The 23,424-nt window shown below is 71.9% G+C and carries 18 protein-coding genes; 14 read left to right on the top strand and 4 right to left on the bottom strand.

Annotated elements, in window-relative coordinates; genetic code table 11:
- Window positions 1-68 precede the first annotated feature (68 nt).
- Together OHS71_RS35625 and OHS71_RS35620 are read left to right on the top strand one after the other, a co-directional pair.
- Window positions 69-3,089 carry a DEAD/DEAH box helicase gene (locus tag OHS71_RS35625; RefSeq protein WP_443047182.1) on the top strand — a complete coding sequence of 1,007 codons (3,021 nt, stop codon included), beginning with the start codon at window positions 69-71 and terminating at the stop codon, window positions 3,087-3,089.
- Window positions 3,086-4,390: an SWF or SNF family helicase gene (locus OHS71_RS35620; RefSeq protein ID WP_328483425.1), complete on the top strand. Its 1,305-nt coding sequence runs from the start codon at window positions 3,086-3,088 to the stop codon at window positions 4,388-4,390. Before OHS71_RS35625 ends, OHS71_RS35620 begins: the two co-directional genes overlap by 4 nt.
- 949 nt (window positions 4,391-5,339) lie before the next feature.
- On the opposite strand, the gene xylA is transcribed toward OHS71_RS35620, so the two are convergent.
- Window positions 5,340-6,506, bottom strand: coding sequence for a xylose isomerase (gene xylA / locus OHS71_RS35615; protein WP_328483424.1), 1,167 nt, complete (start codon window positions 6,504-6,506; stop codon window positions 5,340-5,342).
- 127 nt (window positions 6,507-6,633) lie between these two features.
- Here xylA and xylB point away from each other — a divergent pair, with 127 nt between their 5' ends.
- The 4 genes from xylB to exaC all read left to right on the top strand — a co-directional run bounded on the left by xylB (window position 6,634) and on the right by exaC (window position 12,813).
- Window positions 6,634-8,079: a xylulokinase gene (xylB, locus tag OHS71_RS35610; protein WP_328483423.1), complete on the top strand. Its 1,446-nt coding sequence runs from the start codon at window positions 6,634-6,636 to the stop codon at window positions 8,077-8,079.
- Between the two features lie 38 nt (window positions 8,080-8,117).
- On the top strand, window positions 8,118-9,326 hold the full coding sequence (locus tag OHS71_RS35605; protein WP_328483422.1) for an ROK family transcriptional regulator: 1,209 nt from the start codon (window positions 8,118-8,120) through the stop codon (window positions 9,324-9,326).
- 246 nt (window positions 9,327-9,572) lie between these two features.
- On the top strand, window positions 9,573-10,841 hold the full coding sequence (locus tag OHS71_RS35600; protein ID WP_328483421.1) for a GAF domain-containing protein: 1,269 nt from the start codon (window positions 9,573-9,575) through the stop codon (window positions 10,839-10,841).
- A gap of 448 nt (window positions 10,842-11,289) precedes the next feature.
- Window positions 11,290-12,813 carry an acetaldehyde dehydrogenase ExaC gene (gene exaC, locus OHS71_RS35595; RefSeq protein ID WP_328483420.1) on the top strand — a complete coding sequence of 508 codons (1,524 nt, stop codon included), beginning with the start codon at window positions 11,290-11,292 and terminating at the stop codon, window positions 12,811-12,813.
- Window positions 12,814-13,917: 1,104 nt separating this feature from the next.
- On the opposite strand, the gene OHS71_RS35590 is transcribed toward exaC, so the two are convergent.
- Window positions 13,918-14,808, bottom strand: coding sequence for a LysR family transcriptional regulator (locus OHS71_RS35590; RefSeq protein WP_328483419.1), 891 nt, complete (start codon window positions 14,806-14,808; stop codon window positions 13,918-13,920).
- A 166-nt stretch (window positions 14,809-14,974) separates the two neighbouring features.
- Here OHS71_RS35590 and OHS71_RS35585 point away from each other — a divergent pair, with 166 nt between their 5' ends.
- Together OHS71_RS35585 and OHS71_RS35580 are read left to right on the top strand one after the other, a co-directional pair.
- A complete protein-coding gene (locus OHS71_RS35585; protein ID WP_266719159.1) occupies window positions 14,975-15,427 on the top strand; it encodes a nuclear transport factor 2 family protein in 453 nt (150 codons plus the stop codon).
- Window positions 15,428-15,540: 113 nt separating this feature from the next.
- Entirely contained in the window at window positions 15,541-16,737 is a 1,197-nt protein-coding gene (locus OHS71_RS35580) for an NAD(P)/FAD-dependent oxidoreductase (protein WP_328483418.1), read from the top strand.
- Between the two features lie 211 nt (window positions 16,738-16,948).
- Here OHS71_RS35580 and OHS71_RS35575 read toward each other — a convergent pair whose 3' ends face one another.
- Complete coding sequence (locus OHS71_RS35575; protein ID WP_266719163.1) at window positions 16,949-17,332, bottom strand: DoxX family protein; 384 nt, start codon at window positions 17,330-17,332, stop codon at window positions 16,949-16,951.
- A 170-nt stretch (window positions 17,333-17,502) separates the two neighbouring features.
- Between OHS71_RS35575 and OHS71_RS35570 the strand changes: the two genes are divergently transcribed.
- From OHS71_RS35570 to OHS71_RS35545, 6 genes are all read left to right on the top strand, one after another.
- Window positions 17,503-17,976: a carboxymuconolactone decarboxylase family protein gene (locus OHS71_RS35570; protein ID WP_266719165.1), complete on the top strand. Its 474-nt coding sequence runs from the start codon at window positions 17,503-17,505 to the stop codon at window positions 17,974-17,976.
- Between the two features lie 179 nt (window positions 17,977-18,155).
- Entirely contained in the window at window positions 18,156-19,076 is a 921-nt protein-coding gene (locus tag OHS71_RS35565; protein ID WP_328483417.1) for an RNA polymerase sigma-70 factor, read from the top strand.
- 155 nt (window positions 19,077-19,231) lie between these two features.
- The gene (locus OHS71_RS35560; protein WP_328483416.1) at window positions 19,232-20,065 is read left to right on the top strand and encodes an NAD(P)H-binding protein; all 834 of its coding nucleotides are present in this window, start codon (window positions 19,232-19,234) and stop codon (window positions 20,063-20,065) included.
- Window positions 20,062-20,730 carry an NAD(P)-dependent oxidoreductase gene (locus OHS71_RS35555; protein WP_328483415.1) on the top strand — a complete coding sequence of 223 codons (669 nt, stop codon included), beginning with the start codon at window positions 20,062-20,064 and terminating at the stop codon, window positions 20,728-20,730. The genes OHS71_RS35560 and OHS71_RS35555 overlap by 4 nt, the downstream gene beginning before the upstream one ends.
- A 146-nt stretch (window positions 20,731-20,876) precedes the next feature.
- Window positions 20,877-21,167: a hypothetical protein gene (locus OHS71_RS35550; protein ID WP_328483414.1), complete on the top strand. Its 291-nt coding sequence runs from the start codon at window positions 20,877-20,879 to the stop codon at window positions 21,165-21,167.
- Between the two features lie 261 nt (window positions 21,168-21,428).
- Window positions 21,429-22,799, top strand: a complete 1,371-nt coding sequence (locus OHS71_RS35545) for a (2,3-dihydroxybenzoyl)adenylate synthase (RefSeq protein ID WP_328483413.1) — start codon at window positions 21,429-21,431, stop codon at window positions 22,797-22,799.
- Between the two features lie 189 nt (window positions 22,800-22,988).
- Here the strand turns inward: OHS71_RS35545 and OHS71_RS35540 are convergent, their stop codons facing one another.
- On the bottom strand, window positions 22,989-23,360 hold the full coding sequence (locus OHS71_RS35540) for an antibiotic biosynthesis monooxygenase family protein (RefSeq protein ID WP_328483412.1): 372 nt from the start codon (window positions 23,358-23,360) through the stop codon (window positions 22,989-22,991).
- Between the last annotated feature and the right edge of the window lie 64 nt (window positions 23,361-23,424).

Raw genomic sequence — 23,424 nt, 5'->3', positions numbered from 1 at the left:
GTCAAGTTTGAGGAGCACTCATCACCGCGCAGCGGATTCCCTGGGAAACACCGTCCGAGATCTCTGAACTGGCTCGTTGTTCCGCCGTCTTCCTGCCCGGCACCCCGGCCCGCACCGGACGCGTCGCCTTCTGGCGGCCCGACGAGGGTGTGCTGCCCGCCGTCCCGTCGCGGGTGGCGGAGGAACTGTCCGTCGTGCGGCCCGTCGGCGCCGGGGTGACCCTCGCGCGCGTGCCCGCCGTACTGCTGCCGGTGGACGAGGCACTGACCGCCCTCGCACGCGCGCGGGTCGGGCCGGACGGCCATCGGGCCGCCGCCTTCTGGGGAGCGGCCGCGCTGCTCGCCCTGCACTGCGTGGCGCGCGGGCTGCTGCTGCCCGGACTGTCGCCGCAGGGCCACGACGCCTGGCGCATCGGCCCCCTGAACCCGGAGGACGCCGAGCAGGTGCGTCGGCTGGCCGCCTCGATGCCGCCCGAGGCTCACGCGGTGCCGGTGGACGAAACCCGGCCGCTGCGCCTTCCCGAACCCGAGCGCCTGCTGCGGGCCTTCCTGGACGCCGTCGCGGACGCGCTGCCCCGCAGCCCCGCGGCGCCGCTCCTGACCGCAGGACCGGCCTACGCGGCCCGGCAGCCCCGGTATGCGCCGGAGCTGCGCGCGTGGGCCGGCGATGTCGCCGCGGGCCATGACGCAGGCGTGCGCATCTCCCTGCGGATCGAGGTCTCGGGGTTGGACACGCCGGGGATGGACGACCGCCGGGCGGGCCGGCCGGCGACGGATCCGTCCGGCGCCGGCGGGACCGGGGCGGCTGCATCCGGTGCGGCTGTAGCCACGGCAGTTGCCCTGCGGGCGGCCGGGGCCGTGACGGACGCGCGCGGGGTCACGGAACCCGGCTCGAACGCGCGCGGGGCCGGTGGCGTCCAGAGCGCCGTGCCGGCAGCGGGCCACGGGGCGGCGCCCCGGTTCAGGGCCGTGCCGCAGGTGCACAGCGTGAGCGATCCCGCGCTCGTCGTGGACGCCGCCGAGATCTGGACGGAGTCGGGTGTCACGCACGAGGCGTTCGGCCCCCGCGCGCGGATGGACGCCCTGCTCGCCCTGCGCCGTGCGGCCCGTGCCTGGCCCGCGCTGACACCCCTGCTCTCGGCCACCGTCCCGGACGCCGTCGAACTCGTCGACGAGGAGGTCACCGAGCTCCTGGACGAGGGTTCCCTGGCCCTGGCCGGCGCGGGGATCGAGGTGCACTGGCCGCGGGCACTGGCCCGCACACTGACCGCTCGTGCGGTCGTGGGACCGCACGAGGAGGGAACGGGGCCCGACCGGCTCGCCGCGGACACGCCCTCGTTCCTGTCCGCGGACTCGCTCCTGACGTTCACCTGGTGGTTCGGGCTCGGCGACCAGCAGCTGACGCGCGAGGAACTCGACCGGCTGGCCGAGGCCGACCGGCCCCTGGTGCGGCTGCGTGACCAGTGGGTCCTGCTCGATCCTCGGGAACTGCGTCGCGCGCGGGCCCAGCAGGACCGCAGGATGACACCCCTGGACGCCCTGGGCGCGGCTCTGACGGGCTCGACGGAGGTGGACGGACGCAGAGTCGATGTGCGGCCCACCGGGTGGCTGGCGGCCCTGCGGGAACGGCTGACGCGGCCCGAGGCCCAGGAGCTGGTGGAGCAGCCCGCGGCCCTCCGGGCCACGCTGCGCGACTACCAGCGGCGCGGCCTGGACTGGTTGGCCCGGACCACGGCTCTGGGACTGGGGTGCTGCCTGGCGGACGACATGGGGCTGGGCAAGACCGTCACTCTGATCGCCCTGCACCTGCACCGGCAGACGGACGCCACGGCGGCCGGTCCGACGCTCGTGGTCTGTCCGACGTCCCTGATGGGCAACTGGCAGCGGGAGATCGAGCGGTTCGCGCCGGACACGCCGGTGCGCCGCTTCCACGGGCCACGACGTGATCTGGAGGCCCTCGCCGACGGGGAGGTCGTACTCACGACCTACGGCACGCTGCGGTCGGACGCGGGGCGGCTCGGCGAGGTGGCGTGGGGCCTGGTCGTGGCGGACGAGGCGCAACACGTCAAGAACCCGTACTCGGCGACCGCGCGGGCCCTTCGGACCATCGGCGCACGCGCGCGTGTGGCGCTCACCGGCACCCCGGTGGAGAACAACCTGTCGGAACTGTGGGCGATCCTGGACTGGACGACGCCCGGCCTGCTGGGCCGGCTCGGGACGTTCCGCACGCGGTACGCACGAGCGGTGGAGAACGGCGCCGACCCGGCCGCGGCGGAGCGGCTCGGCCGGCTCGTGGGGCCGTTCCTGCTGCGCCGCCGCAAGTCGGACCCGGGGATCGCCCCAGAGCTCCCGCCGAAGACCGAGACCGATCGGCCCGTGGCGCTCACGACGGAGCAGAGGGGCCTGTACGAGGCCGTGGTGCGCGAGACGCTCGCGGCGATCGCCGAAGCCGACGACATGGCCCGGCGCGGGCTGATCGTGAAGCTGCTGACCGGCCTCAAACAGATCTGCAACCACCCGGCCCAGTACCTGAAGGAGGATCGGCCGAGGACCGCCGGACGCTCCGGGAAACTGGAACTCCTGGACGAACTGCTCGGCACTCTTCTCTCGGAGGGGGCCGGCGTGCTGGTCTTCACGCAGTACGTGCGCTTGGCGCGGCTCCTCGAACAACACCTGGCCTTGCGCGGTGTACCCACCCAGTTTCTGCACGGTGGCGTCCCCGTCGCCGAGCGTGAGGCCATGGTCCGGCGGTTCCAGGACGGTGAGGTCCCGGTGTTCCTGCTCTCGCTGAGGGCGGCCGGCACGGGCCTCAACCTCACGCGCGCGGAGCACGTCGTGCACTACGACCGCTGGTGGAACCCGGCCGTGGAGGCACAGGCCACCGACCGGGCGTACCGCATCGGCCAGACCCGGCCCGTGCAGGTGCACCGGCTGATCGCCGAGGGCACCGTCGAGGACCGCATCGCCGAGATGCTGCGCCGGAAACAGGATCTCGCCGACGCCGTTCTCGGAGCCGGTGAGGCGGCGCTCACCGAGCTCACGGACGCGGAGCTGGCCGATCTGGTGCGACTGCGGGAGGACACACGATGAACCGGCACGACGACAGCAGCGAGGAACGGACCTTCGCCGCGTTGCCTCCCGCGCCGGGGAGGGCGTTCGCGCAGACATGGTGGGGACGGGCGTGGCTGGCCGCGCTCGAGGACGGCGCCCTGGACGGGGCGCAGGTGAAAGCGGGCCGTCGTCTCGCGCGCGCGGGAGCCGTCGGCGCGGTGTCGGTACGGCCGGGGCGCGTCACTGCCCTCGTCCGGGACCCCGATCGCACCCAGCACCGGGCCGATGTGCTGCTCGACCGGCTCTCGGACACCCAGTGGGAGCGCCTCCTGGATCTCGCGGTGGAGCGGGCGGGACACGTCGCCGCGCTGCTCGACCGCGAGATGCCGCCGCATCTGGTCGAGGACGCCGGTTCGGCCGGCATCGACCTGCTGCCTGCGCTCGGCGAACTGGAGGCGAAGTGCGACTGCGACGCCTGGGACCACTGCGGTCATACGGCGGCGGTCTGCTACCAGGTGGCACGGCTGCTCGACCAGGATCCCTTCGTCCTCCTTCTGCTCCGGGGGCGCGCCGAGCAGAGTCTGCTGGACGATCTCCAGGCGCGCGGCGGCGCGGCTCCGTCCGAAGCGGCGCTCCGCCGGAGCGAGGGGGTGGACGCGGCGGAGGCGTACGCGGCCGGGGGCATCCTGCCTCCGCTGCCCGCGGCGCCCGGGCTCCCGGGGGAACCGGGCGTTCCGCCCTCGCTGGACACGGATGCCCCGCCCCCGGCCGGAGTCGACCCGGCGGCACTGGCGATCCTGGCCGCCCGGACGGCCGCCGCCGCCCGTCTGCTGCTCGCGGAGGCGCTCCATGAGGGCGCGGGGCCGCGTACGCCGACAGCCCCGTGGCCGCTGGGCCAGGACGCCGTGCGGCTGGCGGAAGGGGTACTCGACGCAGCCGGGGCGGCGGATCGGACCGCAGAGGGCGTGGCGGACCGGCTCGCCCGTGGAACGGGCCGCGACCGGGAGGAGATGGCCGCCGCCGTCCGGGCGTGGCGGTACGGAGGGGCGGACGCTCTGTCCGTGCTCGAGGAGGAGTGGACCGTGGACGGCGAGACGCTCGCACGCGCGCGTGCCGCGCTGGACTCCGCCTGGGAGGAGGACGAGCGGCCGGAGTTGCGGGCCCGGAGGAACCGGTGGACGGTCGTCGGCACGGCCTGCGAACTGCGGTTGGGGCGGGACGGCAGATGGTGGCCGTACCGCGAGGAGGCGGGCCGCTGGATGCCGGCCGGGGAAGCCGCCCACGACCCGGCGACAGCCTTGATCACGGCCGGGACGGAAGGCGAGGAAGCGCTCCCCTAGGAGCGTTCCTTCTCCGTGCGTAGGGGTGTCGGGGGTGTCCGGGGTGTCGGCCGCGCGGGCGGCCCTCGCCGCCGCCGACGACCTCGGGATGACGGACGGTTCCGGGGCGTTCGGCGCGCAGGGCCGGCTGGCCGGCCCTGCGCGCCGAGACGACGGTCACGTATGTGCGGCTGCCGCGGAGCCCGTGACAGTGGGCTCGTGGGCCGCACACGCGTGGCGATGCGGGGTGTCCACACGCGCGTGGCGTGGTGCGGTGCCCACGCGCGCACGGCGGTCAGTGGACCAGCTCCCCCAGGGACGGCATCAGCGACCCGAGATCACTCGGCAGTTCACTCGGCAGCCCGGACGGCAGCCCGGTGGGGAACTGCGACGGCAGCTCGCTCGGAAGACCGCTCGGAAGGCCACTGGGAAGGCCGGTGGGAAGGCCGCTGGGCAAGTTGCTCGGAAGGCTGAAGGACGGAGAGGAAGTGGAGCCGCCGGTGCTGCTGCCCGGGTTCGGCTCGTCGTCCGAGGAGTCCCCGCCTCCAGAGGCCATCAGCACGACGACGAGGACGGCTCCGGCGGCGACAAGCAGTACGAGGACGACGAGAAGGGGGTTCCTACGCCTTCCGGAGCCGCCCGGCGGCCGGGACGGCGGAGGGGACGACCAACCGCCTCCGCCCGTCCCGTCGTAGGGTCCGAAGCCGGAGTGGGGCGGTCCGGAACCGCCCGGAGGCGGCGGGCCCCCCGGAGGTCCGGGCGGCTGGGGCGGTACGGGCGGCATGGCCATGGCGTCCAGCGTCGCGGCGATCAGCCCAGGGCGCGAGCCCCGCGCGCAAGTTGATACCGACTCATGCCATGGACCGCATGATTCCGGTGCATTGCACGCCGGGACGAGCGGAGTTCTTCCGGCGGTTCGACGGCACGCGTGTGTGCACCCTCGCCCGGGCACACACGCGTGCGCGTGCGTTCAGCCCCGGGCGCCCAGGAGGTGGTCCATGGCGAGCTGGTCGAGGTGCTCGAAGGCCATGCCGCGGGCGGCGGCCACCTCGGGGTCGAAGTCCTCGAAGGCGGTGCGGTCGGCGAGCAGGCCCTCCAGACCGTCGGCGGCGGTGGCCTGGGCGAGCTCGTCCAGGCGGGAGGCGCGCAGTGCCTCCTGGACCTCCGGGTCGCCCCGGAACGCTGCCGCGCGCTCCTTGAGGATCAGGTAGTTGCGCATGCAGCCCGCGGCGGAGGCCCAGACACCGTCGAGGTCCTCGGTGCGCGGCGGCTTGAAGTCGAAGTGCTTCGGGCCCGCGTAACCGGCGCTCTCCAGCAGGTCGACCAGCCAGAACGCCGAGCGCAGGTCGCCGGCGCCGAAGCGCAGGTCCTGGTCGTACTTGATGCCGGACTGACCGTTGAGGTCGATGTGGAACAGCTTGCCCGCCCACAGCGCCTGGGCGATGCCGTGCGGGAAGTTGAGCCCGGCCATCTGCTCGTGGCCGACCTCGGGGTTGACGCCGTACAGCTCGGGCCGCTCCAGGCGCTCGATGAAGGCCAGGGCGTGGCCGACGGTGGGGAGCAGGATGTCGCCGCGCGGCTCGTTCGGCTTGGGCTCGATGGCGAACTTCAGGTCGTAGCCCTGGGAGGTCACGTACGCGCCGAGGAGGTCGAAGGCCTCCTTCATCCGGTCGAGAGCCACCCGCACGTCCTTGGCGGCGCCGGACTCCGCGCCCTCGCGGCCGCCCCAGGCGACGTAGATCTTCGCGCCGAGCTCGGCCGCCAGGTCGATGTTGCGGATCGTCTTGCGCAGGGCGTAGCGGCGCACGTCGCGGTCGTTCGCCGTGAACGCGCCGTCCTTGAAGACGGGGTGCGTGAAGAGGTTGGTGGTGGCCATCGGCACGGTCATGCCGGTGGTGTCCAGGGCCTGGCGGAAGCGCTTGATGTGCTCCTCGCGCTCGCTGTCCGAGGACCCGAAGGGGATCAGGTCGTCGTCGTGGAAGGTCACGCCGTAGGCGCCCAGCTCGGCCAGGCGCTGCACCGACTCGACCGGGTCCAGGGCACGCCGGGTGGCGTCGCCGAAGGGGTCCCGCCCCTGCCAGCCGACGGTCCAGAGGCCGAAGGTGAACCTGTCATCGGGGGTGGGCTGGTAGCTCATGCCACGGCTCCTTGCTTGAGGACTGTGTCGCCGACTATTTCGTCATGGCAGTTTACAAATTAGTATGCGGACGCATCTCTGGGAAGACAGATCCTGTAGAGCCGCGGAAAAACTTGAGGAGAACCCGATGTCAGCAGCCGAGGGTCCGCTCGTCGTCGGCGTGGACACGTCCACCCAGTCCACCAAGGCACTGGTCGTCGACGCGGCCACCGGCCAGGTCGTCGCGAGCGGCCAGGCGCCCCACACGGTGTCCTCCGGAGCCGGCCGCGAGAGCGACCCCCGGCAGTGGTGGGACGCCCTGCGCGAGGCGCTGCACCAGTGCGGTGACGCGGCCCGGGAGGCCGCCGCGGTGTCGGTCGGCGGACAGCAGCACGGGCTCGTCACCCTGGACGGGCACGGCGAGCCGGTGCGCCCGGCGCTGCTGTGGAACGACGTGCGGTCGGCCCCGCAGGCCCGACGGCTGACCGAGGAACTGGGCGGCGCCAAGTTCTGGGCGGAGCGCACCGGGTCCGTTCCGGCCGCTTCCTTCACGGTCACGAAGTGGGCCTGGCTGGCGGAGCACGAGCCCGACGCCCTGCGCGCGACGAAGGCCGTGCGCCTCCCCCACGACTACCTCACCGAGCGCCTCACGGGTGAGGGCACCACCGACCGCGGTGACGCCTCCGGCACCGGCTGGTGGGCGTCCGCGACCGAGTCCTACGACGCGGAGATCCTCGCCCACGTGGGACTCGACCCGGCGCTGCTGCCCCGCGTGGTGCGGCCCGGGGAGGTGGCGGGCACCGTACGCGACAGTCACGACCTCCCCTTCGCCAGGGGAACGCTGGTCGCGCCCGGCACCGGCGACAACGCAGCGGCGGCGCTGGGTCTCGGGCTGCGTCCCGGCACACCCGTACTGAGCCTCGGCACCTCGGGCACGGTGTACGCGGTGGTCAAGCGCCGCCCCACCGACCCCACCGGCACCGTGGCCGGCTTCGCCGACGCCCACGGCGACTGGCTGCCCCTGGCCTGCACCCTGAACTGCACGCTCGCCGTCGACCGCGTCGCCGCCCTGCTGGGTCTGGACCGCGAGGCCGTGGAGCCCACCGCGGACCTCACCCTGCTGCCCTACCTGGACGGCGAACGCACCCCCAATCTGCCGAACGCATCGGGCCTCCTGCACGGTCTGCGCCACGACACGACCGCCGGCCAACTGCTCCAGGCCGCCTACGACGGCGCCGTGCACTCCCTGCTCGGCGCGCTCGACCTGGTCCTCGACGAGGACGCGGACCGCTCGGCGCCCCTGCTGCTGATCGGCGGCGGCGCCCGGGGCACCGCCTGGCAGGAGACCGTGCGGCGGCTGTCCGGGCGCCCGGTCCAGGTGCCCGAGGCCAGGGAACTCGTGGCGCTGGGGGCCGCGGCACAGGCGGCGGGCCTGCTGACCGGCGAGGACCCTGCCGCCGTCGCCCGCCGCTGGGACACCACCCGGGGCCCGGTGCTCGACGCCGTCGAGCGGGACGAGGCGACGCTGGCCAGGATCGCCGGGGTACTCTCCGACGCGGCTCCGCTGCTGGAACGGCGCGCGGACGCCCGCTGAACATCGACGAACCGACGAACCGACGAATCGACGGAGGCATGACCGCACCGCTGCACGAGGCCCGGCCGACCGGCCCCGGGCGCGCGCTGCCCGACACCCAGCAGGGCATGCGCCGCCGCAATCTGGCCAGGGTGATGCACGCCGTCAGCGACGAGGGACCGCTCTCGCGGGCGGCGGTGGCTTCGCACATCGGCCTGACCCGGGCAGCGGTCTCGACCCTCGTCGACGAACTCATACGCACCGGACTGCTCGAGGAGCTGGGCCCCGAGCGGCCCGGCCGGGTGGGCCGACCCGGTTCGGCGCTGGCGGTGAGCGGACACGGCCCGTCGGGCATAGGCGCCGAGATCGGCGTCGACCACCTCGCGGCCTGCGCCGTCGACCTGCGCGGGAAGGTGCGGGCGCGGGCCGTGCGGCACGGCACGAACCGGGGCCGCTCCCCCGGGCCCGTGGTCGAGGAGCTGACCGGGCTCGTGCGCCAGGTGGTCGCCGAGGCCGAGCGCGAGGGGCTGTGGCCGGCCGGACTCGCCGTGGCCGTCCCCGGCCTGGTCGCCCGCGACGCCCGTACCGTCGTCCGCGCGCCGAACCTCGACTGGCAGCAGGTCGATCTCGGCGCGCTGCTGCCCGGCGAGCTGCCGCTGACCGTGGACAACGAGGCCAACTTCGGCGGACTGGCGGAACTCTGGCTCGGCACGGACACGCCCGGGGACTTCCTGCACGTGTCGGCCGAGATCGGCATCGGCGCCGCGCTGGTCGTGAACGGCAGCCTGCTGCGCGGCACCCGCGGCTTCGCGGGCGAGCTGGGCCATGTGCCGGTCCACCCCGACGGACCCGCGTGCGTGTGCGGCGGCCGCGGGTGCCTGGAGCAGTACGCGGGCGAGGAGGCGGTGCTCCGGGCTGCGGGTCTGGCACCCGGCGGGGACCGCGTCGGGCTCCTCGCGGGACGCGCCGCGGACGGCGACCCCGACGTGCGGCGGGCGCTGCGCGAGGCGGGCACGGCTCTCGGCATCGCTCTGACCGGTGCGCTGAATCTGCTGGACCCGGAGGGCGTGGTGCTCGGTGGCGCCCTGGCCGGGCTCGCGCCGTGGCTGCTGCCGTCCCTGGAGACCGAACTGTCCCGGCGTACAGCGGGCCCCGCCCGCCCCGTGTCCGTCTCCCGGCTGGGTCCCGAGGGACCGTTGCTGGGAGCCGCGCACTCGGTGGTGAGGGCCGTGCTGGACGACCCCGCGGCGGTGGCGCAACGGACGTGAACGGCCGTGGCCGTGCCGGGCACCGATCACACCGATACCGCCCCGGAGGGGACCAGGGCCGCTGCTGGGGAGTCGTCGGCCGCGCCCGGACCGCAGCGGACCGGAACCGGAGGGCCGGATCGCATCGGGCGTCGTCCGAACGGTTGTCGGCCCTCGCCCACGGAGTGACGATGTCCCCGGTGGTACGACGGCCACACGCCGGACGTACCACCGCACTCCAGCCATATCGCCTTCCGGGAGGACGAGTTGACCGATCCCTGGGTGGCCTTGGAACCGGGCGCCGATCCGGCGGAGCGGATGCGCGTCCTGCGGCGGGCGCATGAGGCGTTCACGGAGGCGGGCACCGTGCCGCGTCCGGTGCGCGCCGTCGTGGCCGACTCCTGGCGGCGTTCCGCGCGGGCGGGCGTCGGTCCCGACGGCACGGCGAGTGTCGAGCTGACCGACGGTGACCTCGGCGCCTACCGGTCGGAACATCCGCTGGCGCGGGTGATGCCGCTGTTCCGCGAGCTGATGGGCACGTTCGCCGCCGACGGGGAGCATCTGCTGGCGGTGTGCGACGCGCACGGCAGGCTGCTGTGGGTCGAGGGCCATGCGGCGACGCGGCGGCAGGCGGGGCGGATGAACTTCGTGCCGGGCGCCCGGTGGGCGGAGAACGCGGTCGGGACGAACGCGCCGGGCACGGCGGTCGCCCTGGACCGGCCGGTACAGGTGTTCGCGGCCGAGCACTTCATCCGGCGGGTGCAGCCCTGGACGTGCGCGGCCGCCCCGGTGCACGACCCGCGGACCGGGAAGGTGCTGGGCGCCGTGGACATCACAGGCGGGAACGGCCTGGCGCATCCGCACAGCCTGGGCTTCGTGCAGGCGGTCGCGCGGGCCGCGGAGGCTCACCTCGCGCTCCTCGCCCCGGCGGGGCCCGTCTCCGGCATCCCGCGGCTGACCGTGCTGGGCCGGGACGAAATCCGTCTGGTCAGCGGGGGGCGTGACCTGAGGCTGAGTCGTCGGCACAGCGAGATCCTCGTGCTGCTGTCCCGCCGCCCCGAGGGCCTGACGGGCGATGAGCTGCTGTGTGCCCTGTACGAGGACGAGTCGGTGCCCCCGGTGACCTTGCGGGCCGAACTCGCCCGGCTGCGCGGGGTGCTCGGCCCCGGGCTGCTGGCGTCGCGTCCCTACCGGCTCACCGCTCCGGTCGAGTCGGACCTGGCCGTCGTCGAACGAAGACTGGCGGCCGGCGCGGTCACGGCGGCGCTGGCCGCGTACACCGGGCCGCCGCTGCCGTCGTCCCAGGCCCCGGCGGTGGTGCGGCTGAGACGCCGTCTCGCCGACGGACTGCGCGCCGCGTTGATCGCCCGCGGCGACCCCGACCTGCTGGCCGACTGGGCGCACGCGCCGTGGGGCGAGGACGACCTCACGGTGTGGCGAGCACTGGCGTCGGCCCGCCCGACGGCCGCGATACGCGCCCGCCTCGCCTCGCTCCAGTCGGAACTGGGAGCGCCGAAGGGGTGGCCGCCGGAGTAGAAGCTCGGCAGCCCAGTCGGGGCGGCGCGCCCGTAGGGGAACGGAAGACCGACGGCCGGGCACCGCACCGCGAACCCGTGCCGGGCGTCGACGGCCGTGCGCCGCACCCGTACCCGAGCGGAACACCGGCAGCCGGGTGCCGCTCTCCCCCGCGCGGAGCACCGGCCCTCGGGCGTCGCGCCCGTAACCCGGGCGTGAGTGTTCCTCGGTGGGGCGTGATCGCGGGTGGGGGGCCGATCGAGGTGTCGTGGTCGGAGTCGCAGGGGCCGGGATCGCATTGGTCGGAGTCGCAGGGGCCGGGGCCGCATTGGTGGGTCGCAGGGGCCGGGCCCGCAATGGCCGGGGCCGCAATGGCCGGGGCCGCAACGTGGATGCAACGTCCGCTTCCCTAACCTCCGGCGCAGAGCTGCCCAACGGCGGGCAGCGCTGCTGAGGGAGGCAGAGCAGGATGACCCGTTACGCGGCGCCCGGCACCGAGGGCGCGATCGTCTCCTACCAGGCCCGTTACGACCACTACATCGGCGGCGAGTACGTGCCTCCGGCCCGGGGGCAGTACTTCGACAACCCGTCTCCGGTCAACGGGGAGACCTTCACGGAGGTGGCCCGCGGCACGGCCGAGGACGTGGAGCGGGCGCTCGACGCGGCCCACGCGGCCGCGCCGGGCTGGGGCCGCACCTCGGCGACCGAGCGTTCCGACATCCTGCTGAAGATCGCCGACCGTATGGAGGCGCACCTGGAGCCTCTGGCGGTCGCCGAGAGCTGGGAGAACGGCAAGCCGGTCCGCGAGACGCTGGCGGCGGACATCCCGCTGGCCATCGACCACTTCCGCTACTTCGCCGGTGCGGTCCGGGCGCAGGAGGGCTCGCTCAGCCAGGTCGACGACGACACGGTGGCCTACCACTTCCACGAGCCGCTCGGCGTCGTCGCGCAGATCATCCCGTGGAACTTCCCCATCCTGATGGCCACCTGGAAGCTCGCGCCGGCCCTCGCCGCGGGCAACACGGTGGTGATCAAGCCTGCGGAACAGACCCCGGTCTCCCTGCACTACTGGATGAGCCTGGTGGGCGACCTGCTGCCGCCGGGCGTGGTGAACATCGTCAACGGCTTCGGCCCGGAAGCGGGCAAGCCGCTCGCCTCCAGTCCCCGGGTGGCGAAGGTCGCCTTCACGGGTGAGACGTCCACAGGCCGGCTCATCATGCAGTACGCCGCGCAACACCTGAAGCCGGTCACCCTGGAGCTGGGCGGCAAGTCGCCGAACATCTTCTTCGACGACGTGTGGGAGAAGGACGACGAGCTGCGCGACAAGGCCCTCGAGGGGTTCACCATGTTCGCGCTGAACCAGGGGGAGGTCTGCACCTGCCCGTCGCGCGGGCTGATCCAGCGCGGCAACTACGGCGAGTTCCTCCAGGCGGCCGTGGCCCGCACCGAACTCATCAAGCCGGGCCACCCCCTCGACACGGACACGATGATCGGCGCACAGGCGTCCGGCGACCAGCTCGCGAAGATCCTCTCCTACATCGACATCGGCCGGAAGGAGGGCGCCAAGATCCTCACCGGCGGTGAACGAGCGCAGTACGACGGCGACTTGAAGGGCGGCTACTACGTCCAGCCGACGATCTTCGAGGGTGACAACCGTATGCGGATCTTCCAGGAGGAGATCTTCGGTCCGGTCGTGTCGGTCGCCTCCTTCGACGACTTCGACGACGCCATCAAGATCGCCAACGATACGTCGTACGGCCTCGGCGCCGGGGTGTGGACGCGGGACATCAACACCGCGTACCGCGCGGGCCGCGCGATCCAGGCGGGTCGCGTCTGGACGAACTGCTACCACGCGTACCCGGCGCACGCCGCCTTCGGCGGTTACAAACAGTCGGGCATCGGTCGCGAGACGCACAAGATGATGCTGGAGCACTACCAGCAGACGAAGAATCTTCTTGTCTCCTACAGCCCGAAGAAACTTGGGTTCTTCTAGAGCCTGAAGTCGGGTTGCCTGGGGCATCGTTGCGCTCCACCAGGCAACCCGACATCGCAGGCACCCAATGCGATCAATCGGGTTTTTCGAGTCACTGTCCGACATCCAAGGGGGATTCCCCGGACCAGTCGCGGACCGAATAGCGCCGAGGGACACGACCCCACGAGCCACCGGCTCACGACCGCAGCGCCCCCTGGTATCCGTAAGCAGCACCCGAACCGCCGGCAACACCGGGAGACAGGCCCCCAGTCGCCCCGTCGCCAACCAAGCGCGAACCAGCACAGGCCGAGACCCTCCAGTCGCCCGGCGGCAGTCACTGGAAACAACGCCCCGGCAATGACGATCGGCCACGGCGTGACGTGGCCCGGGCGCAGCGGCGAGCGCGGCCAGACCACGCCGGTTGTCTCCGTCACGGAGGAGGACCCGGGACACACCCCGACCGGATGCTGCGCGCCTGATTCCTGCTCAACGGCATGGTGGTGGGCCCGGCGGACGTCGCCGGGCCCACCACCACCGTCCTGACATCCGGCCACCGCTGTCATGTCGGCCCCGGATGGTCTCGTCAGCGCACCCCGATGATCAGGCCAGCCCCGGAAGCGCTTCGGCGTTGCCGGCCAGGATGCCCTGGGTGTCCTTCGCGTCGAGACCTGCCCGTTTCGACGTAGGCGACAGTGTCGAGGTAGTGCTCGCCGCCCGCTAGAACCCTGGCTCGGCGGTTGCACTGGCCCAGGAGCTGCTCAAGGCACGTCCAGACGTCCCAGCGGTGCGCTCACTCGGCGGCCAGGTCGCGCCCGACGTAGGAAGAGTCCTTCCCCCTCACAACACCTGGCCTGTGGGCGACGCTGGAGATCATGAACCGCAACCCGCACCCGACCGAGTGAGTTCCTCAAGGCACGCCGTGCCAAGCTCAGCCCCGAGGAGGTCGGATTGCGCGGCGGCCAACGGCGGCGTGTGCTTCAGCCGGACGCTCCCGTTGCGCGGTCCGGGGAGCTTCGGGTGAACACCGTCAGGTAGGCGCTGACGTCGTTGCGCGGACGTCACTCCATCGCCGGGGCCCGGCCTGGCGTCCGGCAGCGGCGACCATCAACTGGCCTTCATCCGCTGTCATATGGAGATGGGGCCGTGGTCGGCGGCGGTCTGGGCCAGTGCGCGGAGGGTGGGGCTGTCGTCGGTGGATCGCCAGGTGAGGGCGAAGTGGAGGGTGGGGGCGTCGGGCATGGGGAGGAAGACGATGCCGGGGGGACGGTTGTAGCGGGCGGCGATCTCGCCCAGCGGGTGGACGCACTGTCCGGAGGCGACCAGGGAGAGAATCTCGTGGAAGGTCCGCGCGGCGGGCCCGCGCGGGATTCGGCGGCCGAGCGGCGTACGCGTGGGGACCATCGCCGTGACCCAGTACTCGGGGGCGTCGGGGCCGAAGTCGACGACGTGGTTGTCGCCGAGGTCCTCCAGCGACGCGGTGCCGCGCTCGGCCAGCGGATGGTCTGCCCCCACGGCGAGCACGCGGCCTCCGGTCAGGACGGTCGGGCCGACCGAGAGGTCCGGTTCGGCCACCGGAAGCCACAGCACGTGCGCGTCGTGCTCTCCGGTGCGCAGCGCGGTGAACGGGTCGCTGCCGTTGATCTCGCCGAACTGGACGTCGCTGCCGGGGTGGCGGGCGCGGAAGGCCTCGATGAGAGGGCGCAGTTCGTGGCCGGCATGGCCGAACACGCCCAGACGCAGGGTCTGCCCCGTCCTCGCACCGGCCGCTTCGGCGCGGGCGAGCCCCTCCCGGAGAAGGTCGACGGCCTGCTGGAGGTCCTCGCGAAGACGCCGGCCGACCGGGGTCAGGGCGACGCGCCGGCTGCTGCGGTCGAACAGGACGACGCCCAGACGCCGTTCCTGCTTGGCGATGGCCTGACTGACGCGGGCCTGGGACACATGAAGCCGCTCCGCGGTGCGGCCGAAGTGCAACTCCTCGGCCAAGGTCAGGAAGATCTCGATGTCACGCAGCTCCACGCACAACCCCCATCCATGCGTAACCGCCACCCATACATAACCGCCACATTATGAATAGCTCAAGGAACCTTACATTGTTCCGCTGTTCGCCCGCGCCGATGCTGGATCCATCACCACCGGACAGGCGGCACCCGCCTGACGCACACATGGATGGGGAGGGAAACCGATGAGCGACATGCGGGCCATCGCCGATCGCGTCGAGATAGAGGCGCTGCGAGCCGAACTCACGGACGCGGTGATGATGCGTGACTTCGAACGCGCCGTCTCGCTGTTCACGCCCGAGGGCGCCATGCGCTGGCCGCACATCGACAAGGAGTTCGTCGGCCGCGAGGAGATCCGCGCGGGGATCGAGTGGGGCCAGTCGCTCTGGGAGTTCTTCGTGCAGAACGTCCACCCGGGCGTCATCCGGCTGGACGGCGACACCGCGGCCGGGCGAGCGTACATCCAGGAGTTCGGACGGATGCGCGACGGCAGCTCGCACCTGAACTACGCCTTCTACCAAGACCGTTATGAGCGAACCGCCGACGGCTGGAAGTTCAGCGAACGCATCTACGAGGTCCGGTACCTGGACTTCACCCCGCTCCGCGGCTCGGCGCCGCAGCGCCTCGGCCTCAGCTGATCCGTCCCGCACGCCGTCACGGTGTGCGAAGTCGACATCCTGCGCGCCAAGTCGACATCTTGCGTGCGCGAATTCCTGAAACGCGAATTCCTATAAAGCGGAGGAAAGAAACCATGGCTGAGAACACCGAAGTCGTCGTGATCGGCGGCGGTTACGCCGGGGTCATGGCGGCCAACCGGCTGACGCAGCGCGACGACGTGACCGTGACGCTGATCAACTGCCGCCCGGACTTCGTCGAGCGGATCCGACTGCACCAGTTGGCGGGCGGGACGCACACGGCCGTCAACGACTACCGGAAGGTCCTGGGCGAGCGCGTCCGGCTGGTGGTCGACACCGCGACCCGGATCGACGCGACGGGGCGAAGGGTGGAGCTGGCGAGCGGCGGCACGGTCGGCTACGACTACCTGATCTACGCGGTGGGCAGCGGCAGCGCCGATCCGGGCGTGCCCGGAGCTGCCGAGTTCGCCCACCCGATCGCCACGTTCGAGGAGGCGCGGCGCCTGCGGTCGGTCCTCGACGCCGCCCCCGCCACGGCCCCGGTGACGGTGGTCGGCGCTGGTCCGACCGGCATCGAGACCGCCGCCGAACTGGCGGAGGCGGGCCGCACCGTGACCCTGGTCTGCGGCGGGCTCCTCGGCCCCTACCTGCACCCGAACGGCCGCTGCTCGGTCGCCGAGCGGCTGACCGGCCTCGGTGTGACCGTGCTGCAGGGCCCCGGCACGAAGGTCACGGAGGTGACCGGTGGCAGTGTGCGGCTCGGCGACGGCCGTGAGCTGTCGAGCGCGGTCACCGTCTGGACCGCCGGGTTCGGCGTGCCGGACCTGGCCGCCCGCAGCGGGCTCAGCACCGACACCCTGGGCCGCCTGCTCACCGACGAGACCCTGACGAGCATCGACGACGAGTGGATCGTCGCCGCCGGGGACTCGGCGGCACCGTCGGACATGCCGTTCCGGATGAGCTGCCAGGCCGCCGGCCCGCTGGGCGCACACGCCGCCGACACGGTGCTCAGCCGCATCGCGAACAAGCGGCCCGCACCGATCGACCTGGGGTTCGCCGGCCAGTGCATCAGCCTGGGGCGCCGTGCGGGCATTTTCCAGTTCGCCCACCGGGACGACACCGCCAAGCGGCTCCACCTCGGCGGCCGGACAGGCGCGAAGGTGAAGGAGTTCGTGTGCAAGCACACCATCAAGCAGCTGGTGAACGAGGCACGCAAGCCCGGCTCCCACACCTGGGCCAAGGGCGAACAGGGCCGCCGACTGCTGCGGGCCCAGCGCCGCGAGACGGCGGCCACCGCCGAGCAGTCCGCCTGAACCGCGCACCGGCAGCCGACGTGGGTCCCGGCACTCGGCTGTGTTCTTTGTGCGGCGCGGCGCAAGTTCAATAGCGACGAAGCTGTTGTAGTAGGCGGGTGTTCATTGCCGAAGAGAGTGACGTCGTAGCCAACTCCGTTGGCTGGTAGGCGTATCGGTACGACCTGGAGTGTGCCCGGCACTTCGGCGCTCGACTGATATGCGCCGGTGGTCAGCCGGTGAAGGACTCGGGGCCGAAACGGCCCCATGCGATGAAGGCGGCGAGGGCGAGGTAGATCAGGTCGCCTGCGATCGTGGCCTTCTCGCCACGGCGCAGACGCATGGTGACCGCGCAGGCGAACAGCAGAACGAGTCCGGTGGCGGCCAGCGGCACCAGGGCCGGCGCGACGTCGAGCGCCGCGGGCAGGATCAGGCCGACCGCAGCCAGCAGCTCGACGGCACCGATGGCCTTGAGGGCACCGGGGCTGAACTCCAGGACCCACTGCGCAGAGGAGCCCATCGCGGCCAGCTTCTCCCTCGGCACGAACACCTTGGAGCTGCCCACCAGGCAGACAGCGGCGAGCACTCCGGCAGTGATCCACAGTGCGACGTTCATCATCAACTCCCTGATCGAGGACTTCCGCACCCGAGACGAGGCAGCGAGTTGGCCTGTGACATCCCGAGCCCGGTCAGCGGAGAGACGTGGCTCACACCGCGTCGTGTCACAGACGTGAGGGCCGTCTCGTCTTGGGGATGAAGGCATCGACGAACGTGGAGGAGCACACGATGGACACGCGACTGAACTACTTCGCCAGCCCGACCGCCGGCAAGGCGCTCAAGTACTTCATGTCGGTCGGCCGGGAGCTGAAGGAATCGCCGCTGCCGGCCACGACGCAGGAACTGGTGGCGCTGCGCGTGAGCCAGATCAACGGCTGCGCGGCCTGCATCGACATGCACACCAAGGAAGCCGCCGCGGCCGGCGAGAGCCCGGTGCGGCTGAACCTGATCGCGGCCTGGCGGGAAGCAACGGTCTTCACCGCGGCCGAGCGCGCCGCACTGGAGCTGGCGGAGCAGGGAACCCGGGTCGCGGACGCGGCCACCGGGGTCAGCGACGACGTGTGGGCGCGCGCCACCCAGCACTACGACGAGGAGCAGCTCACGGCCCTCGTGCTGCTGGTCTCGTTCATGAACACGGTGAACCGACTGAACATCATCACCCAGCAGCCGGCCGGCGACTACCAGGTCGGCCAGTTCCACTGAACCGCCACCGCATCCTGGCTCAGGTCAGGCCCGCCGGGGCCAGGACGCCGTGGTCAAGGCGGGCAGGGCGGTCGCGGTACGAGCGTTGTCTGCTCCGCCCACACATCGGATGATCTTCGAAGGTGCCTCACCGGCGCGGGTCCGGACGGGCACACAGACCGCAATGGGGGGAAGACTGCATGGGCAAGGTCGAGGAGTTCGAGGAGCTCCGGCCGCTGCTGTTCTCGATCGCGTACCGGATCCTGGGCAGCGTGGGCGAGGCGGAGGACGCGGTGCAGGAGACCTGGCTCCGCTACGACGCCTCGAGAACCCGGCCCGTGTCGGCCAAGGCGTTCTTGTCAGCCACGGTGACCCGGATCGCGATCGACGTGCTTCGCTCCGCCCGGGTACGGCGGGAGAAGTACGTCGGACCGTGGTTGCCCGAGCCGCTGCTGGACGATCCGTACGAGGACCCGGCCCGCGCGGCGGAGCTCGCCGACTCGGTGTCGATGGCGGCGCTGCTGCTCCTGGAGCGGCTCAGTCCGCTGGAGCGGTCGGTGTTCGTGCTGCGGGAGGTCTTCGCCTTCGGCTTCGACGAGATCGCCACCGCCGTGGGGCGCTCGGAGGCCGCGTGCCGACAGCTGCTCGTACGGGCACGCCGCCACATGCACGAGGGACGGCCCCGGTTCGAAGCGGACCGCCAGGAGCGGCAGGAGCTGGCGAGGCGGTTCTTCGAGGCACTGACGCAGGGAGACGTGGACGGACTACAGAATCTGCTGTCCGCCGACGTCCAGCTCGTCGGGGACGGCGGTGGCAAGGCACCGCAGCTGGCCAGGGCCGTCACCGGCGCCGAGAACGTGGCCAGGCTGCTCGCCACCGTCTACCCGCTCATGGCCCGGATCGACATCACGTTCGAACCGCACGAGGTCAACGGCCAGCCGGGCGCGCTCTTCCGCGACCGCGACGGCAAAATCCTCCACATCCTCGTCCTCGACACACTCGACGGGCAGATCCAGACGATCCGCGCGGTCATCAACCCCGACAAGCTCAGCCACCTCGGCCCGGTCGCCGACGCCTGGGCCGTCGACCAGGAAGTGAAGCAGACCCGTAAAACCCAGTGATCTCCCGACCAGCCTGACAGGGCAGGACCGGAGGCTTCATTGCCGCATGCCGATGATCCTGGCGCACGGCTTGCCCGTGACGTCCTCCCGCGATACGAACCGTGATCATCCATCGCGCAAGATCGACTATCGACACACCTACTGGGGGTTCAGTCATGATCCTGATTACCGGGGCCACCGGTGTCGTCGGCCGGGAAACCGTCCGCCTCCTGGTTGAGAGGGGAGCGAAGGTCGCCGCTGTCACCCGCGACCCGCACGCCGGATTCCCCGTGGGTACACAGCTCGTCCACCCCGCGAAGGTTCCCCCCCTCGACGGCGTGGAGGCCGTTCTGCTCAGCCCGCGTGCCGCCGGATCCACCGCTGTCGACCTGTTGGCCCGCGCCCGCGGGACGGGCGCGGCAAGAGTGGTCGTACTGTCCGCCGTGACCGTGCAGTACCCGGCCGGGCACGCACGCTTCCGGCAGCAGTTCCACGCGGTCGAGGACGTCGCCAAGAGGAGCGGCCTGGACTGGACGATCCTGCGCTGCGCCGATTTCGCCGCCAACACCCTGGCCTGGGCCGGCCAAATCCAGGCGACCGGGACCGTGCGAGGGGCGTACCCGCACGCGAGGACCTCGACCGTCGACGAGCGTGACATCGCCGCGGTGGCCGCCCTCGCCCTGACCCACCCACAGCACCGCGGTCAGACGTACCTGCTCACCGGAGAACAGTCGCTGAGCCAGCCGGAGAAGGTCGCCGCGCTCGGCGCGGCGCTCGACCGGACACTGTCGTTCGTCGAGGCCGCACCGGACGCGATCCGCCACGGCATGCTCGCCGCCGGCCTGCCCGACGAGGTACCCGACCGGCTGCTCGGCTCGCTGGCCGACTACGCCCGCGAGGCCGGGCCCACCACCGACACCGTGCGGCGGCTGCTGGGCCGCCCGGCACGTACGTACGCCACCTGGGCGCAGGACCACCGTGCCGCCTTCACCTCGGGAGGAACCCGATGAAACTCACGATCGTCGCCGCCACCGGCGGTATCGGACGGCACCTGGTCGAGCAGGCGGTAGCCGGCGGGCATGACGTCACCGCCGTGGCCCGCCGCCCACGTGAGCTGCCGGACGGCGTCCGGACGGTCGCCGTCGACCTCACCCGACCCGACATGCCGACGCTCGCCACGGCGGTACGCGGCGCCGACGCCGTCCTGTCCGCGCTCGGCCCGCGCAACCCGCGCGCGGACGCCGGCATCACCTCGCGTGGCACCCGCGCGATCGTCGCGGCGATGCAGGCCGAGCACGTGCGGCGGATCATCATCGTCAGCGCCGCACCCGTCGGACCGGTGCCGCTGCCCGGCCGGCCGACGCCACCCAGACACGATCCCGGCGACGGCTTCTTCATGCGCCACCTGGGAGTCCCGTTCACCCGGGCGATGTTCGGCCGGCACTACGCCGACCTCGCCGTCACCGAGCAGACGCTGCGCGACAGCGGACTGGAATGGACGGTGTCGCGCCCGCCCAAGCTCACCGACAAGCCCCTGACCGGCACGTACCGGACCGCGTGGAACCGCAACATCCGGGGCGGGTTCTCCGTGCCACGCGCCGACGTCGCCCACCACATGCTGGCCATGGTGAACCAGCCGGACAGCATCGAGCAGGTCGTCGGAATCGCGAACTGACGAATACCAGCCACGCACACGACCCGGGCTGCGGGTGAGAAGGCGAGCAACGATCCGCGACGGTAGCCAACAAGGTGGTGAAGATGCCTCGGCCGTCCCGCCCGTCACTTCGCCGTCCGGGTCACCCCTCACGAAAGAACGTGATCATGACGAAGTACGCCCGTTTCGTCAGCCTCGTGTTCGCGGGGCTGTTCGCCGGACTCCTCACGTCGGACCTTGTCCCGGAACTCTCGCTGCGCGGCTTCGACAGCACCGTCTACACCCAGGTCCGCCTGGTCGAACTCGACGCCCTCGACAAACTCGCCGTCGCCACACTCCTGCCGGCGCTGATCGCCACCGCGGTACCGGATCCCGAGCAGCACATCATCGTGTGGACCGCAGCACCCGGTTCCGTCACTCTCGCTCGCTCCGCCTCGGCGCCGCTCAGCTGCTTCTGACGTTGCAACAGGTCAGCACGCTTGCGCTGGGTCTCCATAGCGCGCAAAGCAGATCACCGACGAACGGCAGCGGCTCACGGCCGACCGCCGGCCGACCACACGGCCGCGTCCCATACTCCCTTGCCGCGGAGGGAGGCCACATTCCAGCTGTTCGCGTTGCGGTTCTGCCGCTTGACCTGATGCACCTCCGTCCCGTGGTCGTGCCGGTAGAGGAACTCGACCCCGTCGCCCAGTGGCCCACCCGGTTCGACGCGGAGCGACGTGCCCGATCCCAGCAGTACGTACAGGGCATGTGCGCATCGCGGTCACGAACTGCGCTACCTGGCCGCGCATGCCGAGGTCACGTCGATCGCCGTACCGGACCGTCTCGGCGACTTCGACCACCAGGCCCTGGGGCGGGAGATCGCCGAAGCCACCCCGAGCGTGCGGCTGTTGCTCGTCGCGGGTGGCACGGTCGACACCGACGCCACGGGCCTGCGCGCCCTGGCGGAACCGGCCGAGGACCCGGCCGCCGCACGGGCCCGGCTCGACCGGATCGCCCCGGACAGCGGCGACGTCGCCGTCTTCCTGCTCTCCGGCGGCACGACCGGACTGCCGAAGCTCATCACCCGTACGCATGACGACTACGAGTACAACGCCCGCCGCAGCGCCGAGGTCTGCGGCCTCGACTCCGACTCCGTCTACCTGGTGGCGCTGCCCGCCGGGCACAACTTCCCCCTGGCCTGCCCCGGCATCCTCGGCACCCTCATGAACGGCGGCCGGGTCGTCCTGGCCCTCACCCCGGACCCCGACAAGGTGCTGCCGCTGATGACCGCCGAGGGCGTGACGGCCACCGCCGCCGTACCGGCCGTCGTCCAGCGCTGGATCGACGCGGTGGCCTCCGGCCGCCACCCCGCCCCGCCGGCTCTCCGGCTGTTGCAAGTGGGTGGCGCCCGCCTTGCGCCGGAGGTCGCCCGCCGCGCCGAACCCGTGCTCGGCGGCACGCTCCAGCAGGTGTTCGGCATGGCAGAGGGGCTGTTGAACTACACGTGCCCTGACGACCCCGACGACATCAAGATCGAGACGCAGGGGCGCCCCATGTGTCCGGACGACGAGATCCTCGTCGTCGACGCCTCCGACAACCCGGTCCGGCCCGGCGAGATGGGCGCACTGCTCACCCGCGGCCCGTACACCCCACGCGGCTACTACCGTGCCGCCGGGCACAACGCCCGAGCGTTCACTCCCGACGGCTGGTACCGCACCGGTGACGTCGTCCGGCTGCACCCGTCGGGCCATCTCGTCGTCGAAGGACGAGACAAGGACCTCATCAACCGGGGCGGCGAGAAGATCTCCGCCGAGGAGGTCGAGAACCTGATCTACCGCCTGCCCGGCGTCGCCCGCGTCGCGGCCGTCGCGAAGGCCGACCCCGACCTGGGGGAGCGGGTGTGCGCGGTTGTGGTCGTCGAGCCGGGGACCCACTTGAGCCTCGAATCGGTCCGTGCCGCCCTCACCGCAATGCAGGTGGCGCGATACAAGCTCCCGGAAGACCTGCTGGTCGTGGAGGAGTTGCCGCTGACAAAGGTCGGCAAGATCGACAAGAAGCGTCTGCGGGATGTCGTCCGTGGCAAGGCGGACTCCGTCGAGGCGGTGTGACGGCGCTCGCCGCGGCGGCGAACGGGCCGGCGGCTTTGCGGTGACGCTTCCGCTGCCCCCGGAGGGAGCCGATCGGCTTTGCCGGCCTTCTGGCGGTACCTGGGGAAACACCTCCAGGTACCGCCATCGCCGTCGCCCGTCCCGACCGTCGGACCAGCAGCCGGATGCACCCCCCCTGGTGACCAGCCGTCATTCCCCGTCGCAGACGCCCTCCACAGCGAACTTCTGGTACAGGTGCGGGTAGGCCACGGTACCGGCAGGGTAGCTCCCCAGATGCGAGGCGAACTCCGGCGTGCCGAGCGCTGAACGGAGGTGCTCGGTGGATTTCCAGACGGCGACGTTGGTGAAAAGCCGGCTGCCGCCGATGCCCCGGTACAGCTGCACCGAGAGGAGGCTCCCCGACCTCTTCATATACTCCGCGTCGTCCTTCCAGGCGGCCACCACCTCGTCCTCCTTGCCCTCCGGGGCGACGAAGGTGTTGATGATGGTGACCGGGCCGGCCTCCTCCTTCTGCTGGTCGTGGAAGTGGGTGGACTCGTCGAGCCGGCCGAACTTGAGCATGGTTCCTCCATGAACTCGTGTGTGGTGAGTGGTGATCCCGGAGCGGTCCGGGTGAGGGGTCAGG

Source organism: Streptomyces sp. NBC_00377, assembly GCF_036075115.1.
GTDB lineage: Bacteria > Actinomycetota > Actinomycetes > Streptomycetales > Streptomycetaceae > Streptomyces.
This window is presented reverse-complemented; position numbering and strand designations above follow the sequence as displayed.

Coding starts and splice junctions, on each gene's coding strand:
- xylB (WP_328483423.1), top strand. CDS start 6,634: ATGTCAGCAGCCGAGGGTCCGCTCGTCGTCGGCGTGGACACGTCCACC.
- OHS71_RS35555 (WP_328483415.1), top strand. CDS start 20,062: ATGAAACTCACGATCGTCGCCGCCACCGGCGGTATCGGACGGCACCTG.
- OHS71_RS35585 (WP_266719159.1), top strand. CDS start 14,975: ATGAGCGACATGCGGGCCATCGCCGATCGCGTCGAGATAGAGGCGCTG.
- OHS71_RS35620 (WP_328483425.1), top strand. CDS start 3,086: ATGAACCGGCACGACGACAGCAGCGAGGAACGGACCTTCGCCGCGTTG.
- OHS71_RS35575 (WP_266719163.1), bottom strand. CDS start 17,332: ATGAACGTCGCACTGTGGATCACTGCCGGAGTGCTCGCCGCTGTCTGC.
- OHS71_RS35605 (WP_328483422.1), top strand. CDS start 8,118: ATGACCGCACCGCTGCACGAGGCCCGGCCGACCGGCCCCGGGCGCGCG.
- OHS71_RS35580 (WP_328483418.1), top strand. CDS start 15,541: ATGGCTGAGAACACCGAAGTCGTCGTGATCGGCGGCGGTTACGCCGGG.
- exaC (WP_328483420.1), top strand. CDS start 11,290: ATGACCCGTTACGCGGCGCCCGGCACCGAGGGCGCGATCGTCTCCTAC.
- OHS71_RS35570 (WP_266719165.1), top strand. CDS start 17,503: ATGGACACGCGACTGAACTACTTCGCCAGCCCGACCGCCGGCAAGGCG.
- OHS71_RS35540 (WP_328483412.1), bottom strand. CDS start 23,360: ATGCTCAAGTTCGGCCGGCTCGACGAGTCCACCCACTTCCACGACCAG.
- OHS71_RS35560 (WP_328483416.1), top strand. CDS start 19,232: ATGATCCTGATTACCGGGGCCACCGGTGTCGTCGGCCGGGAAACCGTC.
- OHS71_RS35550 (WP_328483414.1), top strand. CDS start 20,877: ATGACGAAGTACGCCCGTTTCGTCAGCCTCGTGTTCGCGGGGCTGTTC.
- OHS71_RS35565 (WP_328483417.1), top strand. CDS start 18,156: ATGGGCAAGGTCGAGGAGTTCGAGGAGCTCCGGCCGCTGCTGTTCTCG.
- xylA (WP_328483424.1), bottom strand. CDS start 6,506: ATGAGCTACCAGCCCACCCCCGATGACAGGTTCACCTTCGGCCTCTGG.